Genomic DNA, 18432 nt, shown 5'->3' with positions numbered 1-18432 from the left:
CGCAAATTATATAATTATTTTTACATTCTCAATGTGAAAAGGAGGAATAACGTAGAATATTTATATATAGAAAAAAAGACAGCATAAGCTGTCTCACATGTAAGTTGATATTTTCTTTTAGGAATACATTTCTAGGACATCAATTCCTGAATATCGGATTCGACAGCCTTGAGATCGACATCGGGTTGGTGAACCTGAGGCTGCGGATGGAACCATTGAATGTCACCTTTATTACTGAGAAGACCCGAATAGGTATTATCACCTATTTCCAATGAAAAGCGCTGATAGCCATGGGGTAAGTGGCCAAATATCGGTTCCTGTTTTTCAAAGTTTTTAAACAAGTGAAAGCCTCCCATTTAAATTTTTTACAAGCTGTTGATTACATAACTATGGTGTCCTTTATTTTTTTATGTTAACCATCGAAAATGAAAACGAAATGAAAGTAAAATTAAAATTTGATGAGAATTCGCCCAATTCTAAGAGTAATTACTAAAAGAGACGGTGAGGATCCTTAAAAACAAACCTTAGGAGATGAAAAAATGAACATAAATATGTCTACAGTCGGGCTCATGTATGTCGGTGCTGTTCTTTTTATTAATGGTTTATCTTTGTTAAAATGCATCACCCCCAAAAGTGCGGGTATATTCAACATCTTCGTCGGTGTGATGCAAGTGATCACGCCATTTCATTTGATTTTTTCAACAGATTCGGCAACGACGGCCAGCCACTGGCTGATTTTTAACGATGCCGGGATTTTCCTGTTCGGATTTACCTACCTTTATGTCGGCATCACTAATTTAACAGGTATTGAAGGATCGGGGGTTGGATGGTATTCATTATGGGTCTCAATTCTTGCTATTGGCTATGGCTGTGTTAACTTCGCGCTTGGGGATGAAAAACATGGCATCATTTGGCTAATGTGGTCGTTCTTATGGCTGTTATTCTTCATTCAGATGGGGTTAAAGCGTCAAATTGATACCTTTACCGGTTGGGTTGCACTAATTCAATCGTGGATCACCGCGACAATTCCTGCCTTTTTAACACTGATCGGCCAATGGAACAATTTAAGTCCTTTCATCACATGGGGTGTAACAATCGCTTCAGTGGTCGCTTATATTTGGCTGTATTTTTATATCAAGTCCAAAAGCCAAAAAAACACATTTGAGGGTAAGTTTGTTTAATTTTCAATTAGAATTAGGAGGCTAAGGAGATGTCTAAAAGATTACAAGAAAAAAAGTCATGGATCCCCTATGTCTTCATAGTAGCCATGCTGCATGTTATAGGCATATTGTTTTTAATTTTAAGCGCAAGGCACCATTCCTTACTGTATGGTATAGGCTTTGTGGCTTACACGTTAGGGTTGCGTCATGCCTTTGATGCCGACCATATCGCTGCGATCGACAATACTGTACGGAAGCTTGTCCAACAAGAAAGAAATCCAACGGGTGTTGGTTTCTATTTTTCCCTTGGCCACTCTAGTGTTGTCTTTATAATGGCAGTTATTCTAGCCTTTTCTGTCCAATGGGCAGAAACGAACATGCCCCAAATGCAAGAAATAGGCGGCTTTATCGGCATGATTGTATCAGGGTGTTTTTTAATCATTATTGGTTTAATGAATCTTGCTGTTTTATTAGGGTTGTTTAAAGTATTCTTAAGAATGCGGCATGGGGCTTATGATAAAGATGAGGTGGAACATCTGCTTATGTCCCGCGGCTTTGTCTCCCGGCTGATTGGCCCACTTTTTAAATTTGTCAGTAAAAGTTGGCATGTCTATCCATTAGGCTTTCTGTTTGGCCTTGGTTTTGATACAGCAAGTGAAGTGGCCCTGTTAGCAGTGTCCGCGGGGGCCGCAAAAGATCATGTCCCATTTCTCGGTATATTGGCCCTCCCTATTTTATTTGCAGCGGGGATGAGTATGATGGACACCGCGGATGGGATCTTTATGAAAAGCGCTTATAACTGGGCCTTTTCTACACCGCTAAGAAAGGTTTACTACAATCTCACTGTGACAGTGATATCTGTAGCAGCCGCCTTATTAATAGGGGTGGTCGAACTGATGCAAGTGATGTCCTCTAAATTGCACCTTCATAACCCAGTCTGGGGATGGATTAATAGTTTGAACCTTAGCTGGCTTGGCTATATCCTTGTTTTGTTGCTGCTCTTAACTTGGGGCACTTCCTTTATTATATGGAAATTCTTTCGGATTGAAAGACGGTGGCAACAGACACTTCATCGCGATTAGGGCTGTGAAACAATATAAAGAAAACTTGCCGATTGACAAGCCTTTAATAGGCGTAGCCAGAGGCTTAGTTGCCCTTATGTGCGTCAGAAAGTTATACTTTCTGATTAACTTAACAAACCCGCCTTTATAATAAAGACGGGTTTGGTGTTTTAGTCATTAATTATTTCTTATGAGGCGAAGGGTAGAGTCGCCTTCAATTAAGGCTGCAGAAAAACGCTCTTTTTTGATTGAAAATTTACCATCATTCATATCCAACAACCGGGTTATTGCCACGCGTCCCATCGTATCTTCATCCTGTTGAAGACGGGTAAAGTTCCATCCCATCATGTCATTTTCGGGTCCATCAAAACAAAGGATTGACATGTCTTCAGGAACCCGTAACCCGAGTTGTTTGACGGCTCTTTTTGCTAACAAAGCAATGTTGTATTCAAGGGTAAACAATGCTGTTATCTTTGGTTTTTTTTTAAGGTGTCTAATAATTGTCTCTATATCTTCTTCAATTGTTGCTTTAGGTGAAGGAAGGGTGCTTTTGATTTCCGTACACCATAATTCCCGGTTGGCTATCACATTTCTTTCCGCATAGGCCTGAACGATACCGCCAAATCTTTCTTCAATCGTTGTTGTCTCCATTGCCCGCGGTGAGAGAACCCCGATTTGTTCATGACCTAAATCAAACAAAAATTCAATGCCTTTTTTTGCTGCACCGGCATTATCAGTGGAAACGGAAGCGGCAGCAACACCTTTAAAATATCGATCAATTAAGACGAGAGGAAATCTATTAACAACCATTTTAAGGATTTCAGAACTGAAATGTTCAGCCTGAGCGGGATAAATGATAAGCCCATCCACTCCGAGATCCAGCAGCTCCTTAATTATTTTTTCCTCCCTGTCAGGGGATCCTAATGAGCGCTTTAAGATGATAAAGCATTTTTCATCCGATGCATTTTCTATACTTGAGAGCAATTTTGAACCATAACTATCGTCAAAATTTGTTACAATGAGGCCAAAAACAGGTTTCTTACCTACGGATTCTTCGTCTTTTGCACCCCAATTGTCGGCTACAAAGGTCCCTTTACCCCGTTGTCTGTACACAATACCATCCTCAACGAGTTTTCCTAAAGCCTTTTTGCTCGTAATTCGACTGACACGAAAAAAATCCGATAGCTCCTTTTCAGAAGGGACACGATCACCGGCAGTATATTTTCCGTCAATGATATCCTTTTTTAATGATTGGTATACTTGCAGATATAGAGCTTTCATAGACGACACCTCGAATAATCTGTTACATTTATAATCAGCCCTTTAGGCTCGTTATTTATTGGTCAATTGAGCAGTAAATGTTTTAGTTTCATAAGGTTTCATTTCAAAGGCGAAAGGTTCTCTTTTCTTTTTCTAATCTGTATCTCTTTCTCTGTATATTAACATAACGGTTTGATTCAATTCCCTAATCCGTTTTTCAATGGTCCAAAACATACTGAACATCTCCTTCGCATGATAGACAATTAACCTTTGGATGCACCGCCAAAACTAAATCCCTTAGACATGAACCGCTGTGAGAAGATATAAAGAATAACAGCGGGAAAAGTATAAACAAGTGAAAAAGCCGCAAGCTTTCCATATTCAACAAGGCCATAGTTTCCAAAAAATTGGAATATCGTAACAGAAGCCGGAAACTTATCAGGACTTTGAATCAAAATGTAAGGGACGAAGAAATTCCCCCAACTTCCTGAAAACGTGAAAATGGCAACAGTACAAATTCCGGGAATCATTAAAGGTGTAACAATTTTTCTTAATCCTGCCCATACTGAAGCGCCGTCCACCCAAGCTGATTCTTCCAATTCAAGGGGAACAGCGTCCATAAAATTTTTTAACATCCAAATACCATAAGGTAAACCAGAGGCTGTCAGGAAAAGCATCGTACCTAATATTGAATCTTGTAATTTGATAAACATAAAAAGCTGATAAACCGGAACCATCACAGCCGTGATCGGCAGGGAAGTCATGAACAGAATGGTGTACATAAACGGTTTCTTATACTTAAGTTGATATCTTGATAAGGGATAGGCCGCGAGCCCGGCGACAATCACAACCAAAAATGCCTGGCCAAGTGACATAATCAGACCTATAACAAATGATCGTAGCGTTGCCGGGTCAGTCAAAATGCTGATGAAATTATTAAATGTAAATGAATGGGGAATTTTTAATGATTGTTGGGCATTTGGATCAAATGATGCAAAAAGCACCCATAAAAGCGGCAACAAAAATAATATCCCAATCAGTGCAAGAACGATGTATGATACCTTCCTTTCGAGCTTGAAACGATTCATGAGTTTTGCCTCCTTTGTTATATAGTGGCTTTCATGGACCGGATATAAAGAAGACTCGCAATGATCCCGATGATTAATAAAATGAGCGAGATCGCTGTACCATAGCCAAGCTGATAATTGACAAACGCTTGATTGTACATAAAGATTGGCAATGTTTGTGTAGCTGTTCCCGGTCCTCCCCCGGTCATTGTATAAATTAATGTAAACACACCTAATGTCTGCAAAGTCACCAACACCATATTTGTAACAATGGAACCCTTAATTATTGGCAGCACAATCCTAATAAGAGACTGCAAGCGAGAAGCGCCATCAATCCTTGCCGCTTCCTCAATACTTTTTGGCACATCATCCAATGCCGCCTGATACACTAGCATGGAAAAGGCTGTACCATGCCAAATATTGGCGATGATGACACTGACCATCGGAAAAGTAAATAGCCACGAAACAGACTTTAAGCCAACACTTTGCAGCAGGGTATTAAGTGTCCCGTTGTCACTTAGAAAGGCTACCCAGCAAAAAGCAACGACAATTTCCGGTGTGACCCATCCAGCAATAACAATAATCCCGATGATCCGGCGAAATGTCTTGTTTTTCTCTTTCATTAGCACAGCCAATATAAATCCCAGTACTTGTTGGCCTATAATTGCAGAAAAAAGGAGAAATAAAATGGTTTTTATAATACTGATCCGGAAGTTCGGATCATGGAACATAACCTTAAAGTTTTGGAAACCTACAAATTCTATTCCTTGGGCTGCTGTCCCCGTTAATGAAAGGTTGGTGAATGAAAAATAAAAGGTTAAAATGACGGGCCCTACAAAAAAGATTAGGAGCAATATCCATGATGGAAGCAAAAAGAGTATAGATCTTAAAAATTTGTGGTCTCTCTTAGATCTGCTAAGTGCGACAGACGTTGAAACGGCAGTGTTTGTTTTCACAAAACACCCTCCTCAGTTTTTAATCCAAGCCATTCATATTTAAAGGAATCGCTTCCTTTCAAATCTACTGAAAGGAAGCAAGTCACCTTATCTTGTCGTTACATTATCTTTACCGACAATTCTTGTTACATTTTTTTGGTACTGTTTCGCAGCTTGTTCCGGACTTAACTTCCCTGTGACGACACCTTCAACAAGTGATTGAATTTGTGTGGAAACAGACGGATATTTGTCTACGGCAGGTCGGAAGTGTGCATATTTCAAAAGTTCAGTCGCCTCTTTAAACATTGGTATCTTTTTATATTCAGGGTCCTTTGCCACATCTTCACGCGGGGTCAAGCTTCGCTCTTTTAAAAGTTGTTTGAGATTGTTTTCCTTGCTTGATGCGAATTCAATAAATTCCCATGCTAATTTTTTATTGTCCGATTTTTTAGGAATGGACCAAGCCCAACCGCCAGACATTGTCGTTTTGCCTGGAGCTTCTCCATGCTGGGTTGGCATTGGCGCAAACCCTACTACATTAAATGCCTCAGGCCACGGTGCGGGGCCGCCTTTACGCCATGTCCCAGTTTGCCAAATGCCGTCAAGGCCGATAGCAAGCTTTCCTTTTGGCATGAGTTGCTGATAAGCGATTTGCCCGCCCTGACCATTTAAAACTTTGGAGAGGCTCGGCCCTAATTTTTGCTCGTATACCTTATCAATGAATTTAAACGTGTCCAGAAGTCCATCACTTTTGACAATCCACTTTTTCGACTTTTTATCGTAGAGCGGATCCTTTGTCCCATATAGAAGCATTTCGAAGGTTTGCATCGAGGTCGCTTCTCCTGTCGCTTTCCCTGAATTCATCCAAAGCGGAACAACATCTTTAGGGAATTTTTCCTTAATTGTTTTTGCTGCTTGCAAGATATCCTCCCAATTTTTTGGTTCCCAAGGTATTGGAAGCCCTGCTTTTTTAAACAGGTCTTTGTTATACCAAAGCCCGCGGGAATCTGTATTATAAGGAACGCCATATACCTTGCCATTTTGAGCAATGACCCCTTGCTTTATTTTTTCGTTAAACTTATCCCAGTCACTCCACCCTTTAACCTTATTGTCCAGCGGTTCAAGGTAACCCGCGCTAGCATCGGAATTAATCATAAAGGTATCTTCCGTCACGATATCGGGCGCGGTATTTTTTGACTTCAACATTAGAGCTACTTTTGCAAAATAATTACCTTCTGAAGCTTGAATGGGGGTTAACTTCACCTCTGCATCCGGATGCTTTTTCTTGAATTGAGGAATGATATCTTGTTTTAACCAATCTGTTAAACCGGTATTTGTCCCCCCGCTTGAGCGGAAAGTGATGCTTATGACTTTATCATTGCCATCACTCGTGCCAGAGCTTCCATCGGAACATGCTGTACTGATTAGCATGCACCCGGCAACGAGTGATGCTGCTGCCAGTTTCTTCAAACGGCCTATACCCATTTAAGTCCCTCCAGTTCCATAAAATTGGTTGAAGCTTTTTTGTAATCGATTACATTAACTAGAAAAACCAGAGTCTTCCCTTCCTATTACCCATTCGTCAATCATACCAACCCCCTTAACCATGATGTTATATAAATCACTCTAGTTGATATATATGTTATATGTCAATATGTTTTACTAAATTTTATAAATATTCGGAATGAACAAGGGTCAATCCTGGGACTAAAAGCCCAGTCTTGGCCCCTTATTTTCCTTATATAATAACAGCTGCAATGATCGCAGATAACACACTGACTAATGTTGCGCCGTATAGTAATTTCAAGCCAAACTGTGCCACTTGGTTTCCCTGTTTGTCGCTAATTCCCTTTGTCGCACCAGCAATATTACCAATGGATGAGAAGTTCGCAAACGAAACTAGAAATACGGAGACAATCCCAACGGTCCGCGGGGATAAATTATCCTGTATTTTCGTAAGGTCAAGCATGGCAACAAATTCATTGGTCACTAGCTTCGTAGCCATAATATTTCCCGCTTGTACAATTTCTGAAGCTGGAATCCCCATAATAAATGCAATTGGCGAAAAGACATAGCCCAAAATGGATTGAAATGAGATGCCAAAGATAATCGAAAAAATATTATTTACAGCTGCCATTAATGCCACGAATCCAATAAGCATCGCAGCAATTATAACCGCCATTTTAAAGCCCAATAAAATATATTCCGTTAACATTTCAAAGAATGATTGTTTTTCAGCTTCATTAATTTCTAAAATATCATCCTTTTCACTCACAGAATATGGATTAATAATATGAACAATGATAAAACCACTGAACAAGTTAAGAACAATCGCAGTGACAACATATTTTGGTTCAATCATTTTCATATAGGAACCGACAATTGACATGGAAACGGTTGACATTGATGAGGCACAAAGCGTGTATAAACGTTTTTTGGGGAGCTTACTTAATTGATCCTTTACAGTAATAAATACTTCACCTTGACCAACGATCGCAGCTGCTACAGCATTATATGATTCTAATTTTCCTAATCCATTCACCTTACTCAATAAATAACCAATTCCCTTAATAATCATCGGCAAAATCTTAAAATATTGTAAAATCCCAATGAGGATCGCTATGAAAATAATTGGCAGTAAAACATTCAAGAAAAATGGTGCTTGTCCTTTGTTAGCCAATCCGCCGAAAACAAAATTAATCCCTTCACCCGCAGCTGCTAACAAACTTGCAAAGAAATCAGATAAGCTCTTTGCTATAAATGCTCCGAATGTCGTATTTAATAAAATAAAACAAAGAATTAATTCAATGACAATCATGATAATAATAGGTCTATATTTAATTCTTTTTCGATCACTGCTTACAAGAAGCGCAAGCAAGTATACAACTAACAAACCTACGATAAACATTACTATTTTCATAAAAAAACCCCCCTATATAAAATATTCCCCATCGCATCTAACAGCTAAGTATTGCACATAAGTTATGGTTGAAAATAGTTTAGATGGTCTTTACGGTCTTTGATTTTTTCTTTAGCACTCTTATCTTTAAAACCGTATAGCGCATCTTCCCAATTGCCGTACATTGGATTTGGAAAAACAACAAATTTATCGCCAAACTTATTTCCTTCATCCTCTACTGCTTTATTTCTGCCCTTCAAAGATTTCATATCGAACCCTGGGAAATCCGACAAATTATCACCGAAGTATAATAAAATGTCATGGCTTTTGGCAACTCTATCTCGTCTGGCTTGCTTACCATGCTCATTATGATCTTTTAAAAATACGTGGTCCTTGTTTGCCTGTGGAATATGATCACGCTTTAAGTTTTTAATTGTCGCATCTAATTGATCAGTCGAACGGTCGGAAACATAGTATATATCTACACCTTTCTTATCTGCATAGTTCAGGAAATCCACCGCTCCCGGAACAGCTTTTGCTTTTGCTGCATTTACCCATTCATCCCATTTGTATGGGAAAGATTTTCCCTCTTTAGCGACATACGCGTCCCACGGGCTGTTATCAATTACCGTTTCATCCAAATCGAGAATAATAGCAGGTTTTTTCCCTGTACCCTTTTTTAAAGCTTCATCCAACTTCATTTTTCCAATATTATAGCCCTGATAGTATAATGCCTCGGCCTCACCTGATGTCTGATACCAATCATCAGCCATAATAGCTTCTTCACCTATCGTTTTCGCAGCCGCAGCCTTAGTTGAATGCTTAACATCTTGACTTGTTGTCGTTTGACTGCTGCATCCGACTAAGGAAAAAGATAAAATCAAAGCACCTACTCCTGCAATTTTTTTCATTTTAATTTTCTCCTCCTGTAAACTATTTTTTAAAAGCGGTCCCATCTTATATCAAAAAATCTTCCCCTCCCTTTGGTTAAGTAACCGGTTACATATTTGGGCCTATGATTGCATTGCTTTAGTTACTACTTTATAAGTAACCTTTTTCAGAATACATCTATTCCTTAATATTTGTCAACAAAAAATCAGCATTTTTTATTGATAATTCTAATTATTCACCCAACCCCACAATAGCGTCTTCGTAAGCATTTGATATGAAATCATGAATTTACCCTTTCATATAAATATGGTATATTAACCAATGGACCAATCATCCTACAAATTTTAAGGCGGGCATATAATATGGAAATATTAAAAACAAACCGTTTATCTCTTGTTGAACAAATCGTGGCACAAATGGAATCCCTTATTGAATCCGGAACATGGCCGGTTGGCGGCCGTATTCCGCCAGAATTTGATTTGATGACACAATTTGATGTCAGCCGTAATACATTACGAGAAGCGATTCGTGCGCTTGTCCATGCTGGACTCCTGCAGACCCGGCAAGGCAGCGGGACGTATGTCAGTTCGTCGAGTGTTCTTGGCGCTGCGCTTAAGCGCCGGATTCAGAAGGCTAACCTTTTAGAAACATTGGAGGTTCGGCATGCCTTGGAGCGGGAAGCGGCACAATTGGCTGCAATTAGACGCAATGAGGAAGATATCCGTGAATTACAATTACTGCTTGAAGCATGTCAGTCGGCGATCCGGAAAAATGACAGTGCAGCTTATGTGAATGCGGATCTCAAGCTGCATCAAACGATTGTTGCGGCATCACATAATAGTATATTGATTGATTTGTATGAACATATGTCCGCTTCTTTACAAGATTCTGTCCATAACCTTGTCGAAGATGCTCCTAGTTGTTGGCATCATCATGTTCACCGGAAATTGGTCGAGGCCATTTCGGAACAGAAGACAGATCGGGCTGCAGAAGCAGTTAATGACTACATTGCACAATTCAAGAGGATTTTAGAGTAAGATACGGAGGAAATAACATGGGATTACAACAAACTTCAACACATCAAGGAAAAAACCAGTCAGAGTTACAAACAAAATCAGGTATTGTGCTGCTTATTATCGGAATCATTTTTATTGGCGCCAACCTTAGGGCTCCCATAACATCCGTCGGCCCGCTCATCGCTTCCATTCGTGACAGCCTAGGGATATCGAATGCAACAGCCGGGACGCTGACAACGGTGCCGCTCATCGCTTTTGCTCTGCTGTCTCCCTTTGCATCGACATTCGCACGGCGGTTTGGGATGGAAATGGTGCTGCTTCTCTCACTGATCTTATTAACTATTGGGATCGTGCTGCGGCCGCTCGCTGGTGTCGGGACGTTATTTACAGGAACCATCCTTGTGGGTTTAGCAATCGCTGTTTGCAATGTTTTATTACCCAGCGTAATAAAACAAAGTTTCCCACAAAATCTTGGCATCATGACCGGCGTCTATTCGGTTTCTATGAACTTATGCGGAGCCATCGCCTCCGGCTTAAGTGTTCCTGTCGCCTCTTTATCAAAATTTGGCTGGCATGGTTCTCTCGGTTACTGGAGTATTTTCGCTATGATCGCGGTTCTCTTTTGGATCCCGCAAATCCGGTTCCGTCATAAACCAACCGTATCCCAAACATCAGCGGCGCAAAAATCCGTTAGCATGTGGCGATCCAGGTTAGCTTGGCAAGTGACCTTCTTTATGGGCTTGCAATCGCTGATCTTTTATACAGTTGTCGCGTGGCTCCCCGAGATCCTTCAGCAGCAAGGCGTTAGCTCGAATGTTGCCGGCTGGATGCTGTCATTGATCCAATTCGCAGTTCTCCCTTTTACATTTATTGTGCCGATTCTAGCCGGGCGCATGAGGGATCAACGCCTCTTGGTTGTTATTACCGCGATCCTATTAGTTGTTGGAACAACAGGCATTATTTATGGCGGAACTGTCCTCATGCCATTATGGGTGATTATGATTGGTATCGGCGCAGGTTCAGCCTTCAGCGTCGCCATGATGTTTTTCAACCTGCGGACACAAACAACACATGAAGCGGCGGAACTATCCGGTATGGCGCAATCTTTCGGTTATCTGCTGGCTGCCATCGGTCCGATTTTATTCGGTGCCCTGCATGATCTCACACACAACTGGACTCTGCCGCTCTGGATGCTCATCATCGCTTCCATTCTTATTCTAGTTTTTGGTTACGGTGCAGGGAAAAAGAAATATGTATCGTCTTGAAGAGGGGCAATGCCCCTCTTTCCTATAACAATTCTAATTCAATAACCGTGTCCCATTCGTCAGGAAGTTCTGCTCCGGGTAAATCAATAAATGCGCCGTTTGCAATATCAGAATATTGCTCGGCCATCCATGGTGTTTGTACTTTTAACTCGGATCCATCAGCCAATAGACGAGCCCTCTTGATTTTTCCTTTTAACCCTTGGAAGTATATCGGTCCTATACCGCGGTCATAGACGTGTGCATAAAGATAGTTCCCCTTTTGAGTATAGCGGCCCCATTCAGGTTTTGACAGGAAAGATGCCCCGCAGCCATAAATGCTTTCCCCGTTTTGCCGCATCCATTTCCCAACTGCCTCTAAGATATCTAACGATTCCTCGGGGATGTCACCCTTCGCATTAGGTCCGACATTTAACAGCATGTTTCCGTTCTTACTGACACACTCTACCAATGCATGGATAACCTGTTTTGGAGATTTATAGTTATTATCATGGGCCGCATACCCCCAATTATCATTCAAGGTAATGCAGGCTTCCCAAGGCACTTGCTCATTCTTTTCATTTAAAATCCCTTGAGGCGGAACGATTTGTTCTGGAGAATAAAAATCACCTGCGTAAATTTCCGGCTCATTTGCCATAATGTTGCCCCCGAGCCGATTATCTATCAGAATATCCGGCTGAAGAGAGCGGATCATTTCAATCAGCTCCGTTGCCTTCCATTTCTCTCCGGTCATCTCGTCATATGAAAAGTCAAACCATATGACATCAATTTTTCCGTAGTTTGTAAGCAGCTCCCTTACTTGGCCGTGCATATATTCGAGATATTGGTTAAAATCGATCTTCTCACCCCGGTAATGCTCGTTATCCCTCATAGGATGCTGGCGGTCTCCGTACTTTGGATAATGGTCATGGTGCCAGTCTATGATCGAATAATAGAAACCCACTTTAAGTCCTTCTGAACGGAAAGCTTCGACATATTCCTCGATTAAATCCCGTTTTGCAGGAGTGTTTGTTGCCTTATAATCCGTCAATTTGCTGTCAAACAAGCAGAAACCATCGTGATGCTTTGTCGTCAATACCGCATACTTCTGCCCGGCTGCTTTTGCCGCTTTTGCCCAAGCACGGGGATCGTAATGAATCGGGTTAAATTCGTCAAAGAAAGGCTGGTAATCTTCAATACTGAGCCTTTCACGGCTTCTTACCCATTCTCCCCTTGCCGGAATCGCATATAATCCCCAATGAATAAACAAGCCGAAACGATCATCCAAGAACCACTTCGTTCTTTCTTCTCTGCTTTTCATTCTTTTCCACCTCTTCTGCCCAATTTAATGTTTTTCCAAATCGCCAAATGTCGTTGTTACTTCATGATTAAATTGGATCTCTGTTCCCTTTTCTGCGGATTCATAAATTCCCGACAGCATCTTCATCATCTCTACGCCGTCTTCAACTGGGCTTAATGTTGCCTTCTCACCAAAGCAGCAAGCAACAAAATGATCAATTTCATTTTGAAAGCCTTTAACAAAATCAAATGAATGATGATCGATCTGCGGGGTGGCATTTAAAATTGTGTCATGTTTTTCCGTAATGATAGCTAGCTCAGGCTCTACTTCCGCACCGCCTTTATCCCCATAAATTTTTACGGACGTTTCATCATTTTTTGCGTGGAGTGTAAAACTGACATCTACCACTAAGGAGGCACCATTTTCAAAACGAATCAGGGCATTAGCCATATCTTCAACATTATTTTTATCTGGGTCATAATCCGCTGACTTATAACTTGAGAGATTTTTTACATTGGAGCGGTTTCCAAGTTTGTGATAGGTATTTCCGCTCACAGATGCAACTTTTGGACACCCCATTAAATACCAGCACACATCAATGACATGAACACCGATATCAATTAAAGGGCCGCCGCCTGACCGTTCTTTATCCGCAAACCATCCCCCAGGGTTTCCAAACCTGCGCAAATAAGAAGCTTTAGCATAATAGATGCCGCCTAATTCACCCGAATCAATAAACCGCTTCAGCATTTGCACGTTCGCATCATATCTTCTGACAAATCCAACCTGGAGCTGTTTGCCGCTTGCGTTAACTGCCTCCTTAATTTTTTGGGCCTTTTCAACACTTGTCGTTAACGGCTTCTCGACTAAAACATGCTTTCCCGAATTCAGTGCGGCGATGGCAATTTCCGCATGCGTGTTGTTCCAAGTGCAAATGCTGACAGCATCGATTTCTTTGTCTTCCAAAAGTCTTTGATAGCTGTTATACACTTTCGCCGCGCCATATTTAACAGCCTGCTCTTTGGCACGGGCCTCATTATAGTCACATATCGCCTCAATCGTCACCCGCTCATTTTTTTGATATGACTGCAGGTGCATATCTGATATAGACCCGGCACCTATGATGCCTACTTTTAATGCAACCATCATTTCCCCTCCTCGAGTGTTGCTTCTTCCCATAGTCTTCGTGCATTATTCATGCCAATCCTTGATCCTTTACGGCAGTCTTCCAGGCCTTCAAACTCTACTGATATATACCCATCATAGCCCGATGCCTTGACCGCGCTAATGACTTTCCGCATATCAATATCCCCATGGCCGACAATCGCGCCTCTTAAATGATTCCCAGCCGCCGTTTGAAACCACCCTTCTCCTGGATTTCTGGATGCTGCCCGAAGGTAAAAGTCCTTTAAGTGAACCATTGATGCATAGGATATATTTCTTTTTACCGCAGCGACTGAATCTTCATCGACACACATAAAATTCCCGACATCCAAGGTCGTTTTAAAATTGCTGCGGTCCACCTCGTCAATCAAACGCTGAACCCTTCTGCTAGCCTGTATATAAAAACCGTGATTTTCAATGCTTGTCGTTATCCCATATTGTTTGGCATAATCGGCAATTTGTCCGCAGGCATCACCTAATTTCGGTAAATCCGATTCAAATTGACTGGCCGTCGCTTCGTTTGGCGAACGCCAAGCGACATCATGGCGCATCAGCTTAACACCAAGCTGATGCGCGATGTCCACCTGTTTTTTTACCCGGCTGATTTCATTTTCGAATCCTTCTCCATTTTTAATAAAATCCGCGCTAATGGCATAATTCGATATATCAATGTCCGCCTCTTCCGCCTTTTGACGAATCGCATCAATCAAACTCGGGTCTTCCTCAAGGCTGAAACCCATCGGGACCAATTCAATGTGCTCTCCGCCCTGATCAGCTGTCCACTGTATCGCATCCAAGATCGTTATCTCGCCTGATTGAAGCGCCGAAAGCAAACTGTAGGAGCTTAAACCTATTTTCAAAATAATCCCCTCCTCAATATCACCTAGGGTCGTGGAGTAAAACAGGCTTTTTTAATAGATTAGACCTGTAGGCAGCTTTGACGACTTCCAATGTCCGCAGCCCGTCCTCACCGCTAATAGATGGGGCTCTTCCCTCTAGAACACATTGCACAAAGTCATCTATCAACTGCTGATCCATATTTTCAGCCCAAGGCAATTGCTGCACTCGATTTTCTCGATCATTGTAATATAAGGCATGTTGTTTGAAAGCATCCACTGACAAGGTGCCTTTCGTTCCGGTTATTGTCATCGTGACATCCCCCCAAGTCGAAAATGTCTTCGGCCGGGACCAGCTGGGATCGATTGTCACAATCACGCCGGAGGTTAGTTCCAACGTCACAATCCCGCAGTCCTCAACATCGATATCATAAAATCTTGTGTCAAGTTCAGCATATACACTTTTCACTTCATCCTTTACAATCCAGCGAATGAGATCCATGACATGAACAATGTGGTCGACCGCACAGCCTCCTCCGGACAATTCCTTCTTAACAAACCATCCGCCCGGCATTTGGCCATGGTTCGTTCCGTTAATAGCGACCACTTCCCCAATAGTCCCCGCTTGTATCATTTCTTTTGCCCTTACCATGGCGGGTGCAAATCGAACAGGGTATGCCACTTGAAGAATAACGTTTTCTTCCTGACAAGCCTTGATCATGTCTTTCGCATCTTCAATTTCAGTAGCAATCGGCTTCTCACATAAAATGTGTTTTTTTGCTTTTGCCGACGCGATGACGTGGTCCCTGTGTTTGGCATTTTCGGAGCAAATAATAACTGAAGAAATATCTGTTTGTAAAAACTGTTCCAATGCAGAATAATACTGACAGTTGTAGCGTTGTGCCATTTCTTTTCCCCTTGCAACATCATCATCCCAAATGGCAGTGAGTTCTACATCAGAGCGTTGGCTCAAAAAGTCAGCATAGGTATGGGCATGCATATGAGCAAAACTAATCATCCCGGTCTTCATAGCACACCCCCGCTTTGTTTGACTTGGACTGGTTGACCTGTTTCGGCAGATTGCTTAGCAGCATCGGCAATTATTGCCGCCTGTTTGACATCATAAATGGATCTATCCTGATCATGAGCTAAGACACTATCCACAACGTATTCTAAATGAAGTTGGCAGGGTGTTTTAACTAGAATATCTTCCCCAACTGCGGAAGCCACTCCCATAGACTGTAAACTTATGGGAGAGCTGGACTTGCTGTCATTTGTGATCATGCCCTGATCACCTGCCAACTCAAAGGATGTTTCAAAAAGTGAGTCTTCTGTTTGCGACAATTCAACATGTGCGATCACGCCATTTTCCATCCTTAGGGTCACAAGAGCATACTCGAGCTCACCCCTTCCCGATCGACTCACCCGCTTTGCCATCACTCGTTTGACATCACCAAATGTCCACCTTAACCAATCAAACTCGTAAATGCCCAAATCGAAGAAAATGCCTCTCTTTTCCTTTAACAATCTTGGGCCACGATGGCTAAGGCGAATCACTCCTGGATTTCCGATTGCGCCATTTAGGACCCGTTCCCGGGCATCAACATATTCAGGAGAAAATCGAAGCGACTGGCAGACATGAAGCTGGATATGATTTTCCTGGCATCTGTCAATTATCGTCTCGTAGTCTTTCATATCCATCCCTAATGGTCCGCTGAAAATAATATACTTCTTAGCATGTGCAGCTAGCTCCACATCATTCAAATGCAGATGGACAGGAACGCAGAAATCCACCACATCTACGTCCACTTGACGGCATAAGTCATTCAAGTCTGATGCAGTCAGAACTTCATGCCGCTTTCTTATCTCTTTTAATTGATTATGGTCCGCGGAGACGACCCCGACTGTTCTTGCTTGGCTAATCGCCGACCAAGCATTAAGATGCTCCAATCCAAGTCTGCCTGTACCGACAATCACAACATTGATCATTTTTCTCATCCCGCCTTTGCTGCAAGTGAACGAAAGTTTAATAGTTTAATATTGGCCTTTACGTTAATCGAAAGACATGGGCGATTGGCTCTTTTTCATCTAATAGCGACTGGGGTAACTTTACGGATAATCCTTCGTCTGTTTGTCTATACACTAGCTCTTCTTCGATACCTAATAAATCAACACGATTGATTGTTTCGGAATACGGAATCGTAACCCACTCATTTCTACAATGTTCTTCATCACTTTTGTACAAGCGAAAACAATAAGCCGTTTCCTCCTTTTGTGTAAAAGCGAAATCCCCATTGAAGTAAGGGGCACAAATGCGTGTCCCATATACAGCTTCACCGTTTACTTTCAACCAAGCGCCAAGTTCCTTCATTCTGGCAATGGCTTCTTCAGGCAAACGCCCATCAGGCTGTGGTCCAACATTAAGAGCCAAATTTCCGCCTTTCGAAATCACTTCAATCAATGTGTGTATGATTTGGCGCGCAGACTTATATTTATCCCCAAACTTGAATGAAAACGACGTTCCGAGTGTGATGCAGCTCTCCCACGGGACACTCATCGGGTGCTCAGGAATTGTCTGCTCGGGTGTCACATAATTTTCATACGGCCCTCCTATAGTTCGATCAGCCGTAATCAACCATGGCTGGCATTCACGGGCTTTCGCCACGACTTCCCCGAGTTGAATATCTTGTTCCCTTTTGCCGACCCAACCGGCGTCTAACCACAACACATCAATACGGCCATATCGTGTCATCAATTCCATAATCTGCTCATGGGTAAACTGTACAAACTTATTCCACAACCATGGATATTCTATCGGATCATAAGAGGGGCCGCGCCACGCTTGCCTGCCCCGCGCCATACCAGGAGTCCAATAATAAGAAGAATGCCAGTCCGCTTTGGAAAAGTAAGCCGCAATGCCCAATCCCTTACTGCGGAAAGTGTCAAAAAGATGCTTACATATATCAGCATACTTGTGGGTGTGAAAAGGGCATTCCGCACCTGTTACACGATAATCGGTCGCATGGGTATCCCACATACTGAAGCCGTCATGGTGTTTCGTCGTGAAAATTAAATATTTAAATCCACCCTCAGCAGCCAAATCAGCCCAAACATCCGGCTGAAATCGTACCGGGTTGAACGTTTTGTTAAGATTAAAATACTGACGCTTCAACTCTTCGCCATCTTCTTCCCAGTCAATGCCCTCCCGAGACCAATCGGCATCTTCATCACTTAACGCCCATGACTCTACTACACCAAGTTGGGAATAGGGCCCCCAATGCATCATTAAGCCTAATTTTTGGTCCCTAAACCATTCAAGACGTTCCAACAGCAGCGGTTCATCAGGTTTTACCCAGTTTTCCTCCGCGCTGTAATTATGCACACCCTGTTCGACTGCAAGTTCCTGTGAATCTTTTGTCATTTTCATCACTCCTTCCAATTTTAGAGATTTGCGGTTGAAGTTTTGAATACTGCGTCCTTTTGGGCGACGACTGCGTCCTCTTCGTATGAACATGCCCCTGTCAAGTAGACACTTTAAAAACGCACACATTTGTGTATTTGTGTCCTACATCTATCCCTTCCATTTATGCCAAATTGTCCTT

Annotated in this window: 17 protein-coding genes; 4 read left to right on the top strand and 13 right to left on the bottom strand. The window is 42.0% G+C overall.

The annotated features are described in order from the left end of the window. Positions 1 to 131 precede the first annotated feature (131 nt). Positions 132 to 341: a hypothetical protein gene (locus tag EV207_RS04405; RefSeq protein ID WP_132744053.1), complete on the bottom strand. Its 210-nt coding sequence runs from the start codon at positions 339 to 341 to the stop codon at positions 132 to 134. 198 nt (positions 342 to 539) lie between these two features. Here EV207_RS04405 and EV207_RS04400 point away from each other — a divergent pair, with 198 nt between their 5' ends. Both EV207_RS04400 and EV207_RS04395 read left to right on the top strand, forming a co-directional pair. Next, positions 540 to 1181 carry an AmiS/UreI family transporter gene (locus EV207_RS04400; protein ID WP_243646945.1) on the top strand — a complete coding sequence of 214 codons (642 nt, stop codon included), beginning with the start codon at positions 540 to 542 and terminating at the stop codon, positions 1179 to 1181. A gap of 29 nt (positions 1182 to 1210) precedes the next feature. Further along, complete coding sequence (locus EV207_RS04395) at positions 1211 to 2242, top strand: HoxN/HupN/NixA family nickel/cobalt transporter (protein ID WP_132744051.1); 1032 nt, start codon at positions 1211 to 1213, stop codon at positions 2240 to 2242. A 156-nt stretch (positions 2243 to 2398) separates the two neighbouring features. Here the strand turns inward: EV207_RS04395 and EV207_RS04390 are convergent, their stop codons facing one another. The 6 genes from EV207_RS04390 to EV207_RS04365 all read right to left on the bottom strand — a co-directional run bounded on the left by EV207_RS04390 (position 2399) and on the right by EV207_RS04365 (position 9293). Further along, entirely contained in the window at positions 2399 to 3502 is a 1104-nt protein-coding gene (locus EV207_RS04390; protein ID WP_132744049.1) for a GntR family transcriptional regulator, read from the bottom strand. A gap of 242 nt (positions 3503 to 3744) precedes the next feature. After that, positions 3745 to 4569, bottom strand: a complete 825-nt coding sequence (locus EV207_RS04385; RefSeq protein WP_132744047.1) for a carbohydrate ABC transporter permease — start codon at positions 4567 to 4569, stop codon at positions 3745 to 3747. Positions 4570 to 4586: 17 nt separating this feature from the next. Continuing rightward, a complete protein-coding gene (locus EV207_RS04380) occupies positions 4587 to 5504 on the bottom strand; it encodes a carbohydrate ABC transporter permease (protein ID WP_132744045.1) in 918 nt (305 codons plus the stop codon). An 87-nt stretch (positions 5505 to 5591) separates the two neighbouring features. Beyond that, positions 5592 to 6968, bottom strand: coding sequence for an ABC transporter substrate-binding protein (locus tag EV207_RS04375; RefSeq protein WP_132744043.1), 1377 nt, complete (start codon positions 6966 to 6968; stop codon positions 5592 to 5594). Positions 6969 to 7221: 253 nt separating this feature from the next. Further along, a complete protein-coding gene (locus tag EV207_RS04370) occupies positions 7222 to 8403 on the bottom strand; it encodes a NupC/NupG family nucleoside CNT transporter (RefSeq protein WP_132744041.1) in 1182 nt (393 codons plus the stop codon). Positions 8404 to 8465: 62 nt separating this feature from the next. After that, entirely contained in the window at positions 8466 to 9293 is an 828-nt protein-coding gene (locus tag EV207_RS04365; RefSeq protein WP_424511346.1) for a 5'-nucleotidase, lipoprotein e(P4) family, read from the bottom strand. Between the two features lie 342 nt (positions 9294 to 9635). On the opposite strand from EV207_RS04365, the gene EV207_RS04360 reads away from it, so the two are divergent. After that, complete coding sequence (locus tag EV207_RS04360; protein WP_132744039.1) at positions 9636 to 10310, top strand: FadR/GntR family transcriptional regulator; 675 nt, start codon at positions 9636 to 9638, stop codon at positions 10308 to 10310. A 17-nt stretch (positions 10311 to 10327) separates the two neighbouring features. Continuing rightward, positions 10328 to 11554, top strand: a complete 1227-nt coding sequence (locus EV207_RS04355) for a CynX/NimT family MFS transporter (protein ID WP_132744037.1) — start codon at positions 10328 to 10330, stop codon at positions 11552 to 11554. A gap of 22 nt (positions 11555 to 11576) precedes the next feature. On the opposite strand, the gene EV207_RS04350 is transcribed toward EV207_RS04355, so the two are convergent. The 6 genes from EV207_RS04350 to EV207_RS04325 are packed head-to-tail and all read right to left on the bottom strand — an operon-like array spanning position 11577 to position 18257. Further along, positions 11577 to 12851 carry an alpha-L-fucosidase gene (locus EV207_RS04350; protein ID WP_132744035.1) on the bottom strand — a complete coding sequence of 425 codons (1275 nt, stop codon included), beginning with the start codon at positions 12849 to 12851 and terminating at the stop codon, positions 11577 to 11579. 24 nt (positions 12852 to 12875) lie between these two features. Continuing rightward, the gene (locus EV207_RS04345; protein ID WP_132744343.1) at positions 12876 to 13976 is read right to left on the bottom strand and encodes a Gfo/Idh/MocA family protein; all 1101 of its coding nucleotides are present in this window, start codon (positions 13974 to 13976) and stop codon (positions 12876 to 12878) included. Beyond that, entirely contained in the window at positions 13976 to 14854 is an 879-nt protein-coding gene (locus EV207_RS04340; protein ID WP_132744033.1) for a sugar phosphate isomerase/epimerase family protein, read from the bottom strand. Before EV207_RS04340 ends, EV207_RS04345 begins: the two co-directional genes overlap by 1 nt. Before the next feature lie 19 nt (positions 14855 to 14873). Then, the gene (locus EV207_RS04335; protein ID WP_132744031.1) at positions 14874 to 15860 is read right to left on the bottom strand and encodes a Gfo/Idh/MocA family protein; all 987 of its coding nucleotides are present in this window, start codon (positions 15858 to 15860) and stop codon (positions 14874 to 14876) included. Next, positions 15857 to 16819, bottom strand: a complete 963-nt coding sequence (locus EV207_RS04330) for a Gfo/Idh/MocA family protein (protein WP_165886830.1) — start codon at positions 16817 to 16819, stop codon at positions 15857 to 15859. Before EV207_RS04330 ends, EV207_RS04335 begins: the two co-directional genes overlap by 4 nt. A gap of 58 nt (positions 16820 to 16877) precedes the next feature. Beyond that, the gene (locus EV207_RS04325) at positions 16878 to 18257 is read right to left on the bottom strand and encodes an alpha-L-fucosidase (protein WP_132744028.1); all 1380 of its coding nucleotides are present in this window, start codon (positions 18255 to 18257) and stop codon (positions 16878 to 16880) included. Positions 18258 to 18432: the final 175 nt, after the last annotated feature.

Source organism: Scopulibacillus darangshiensis, from assembly GCF_004341035.1.
Classification (GTDB): domain Bacteria; phylum Bacillota; class Bacilli; order Bacillales; family Sporolactobacillaceae; genus Scopulibacillus; species Scopulibacillus darangshiensis.
Note: the sequence above shows the minus strand (reverse complement) of the source record. Positions and strands in the feature narration are given on the sequence as shown.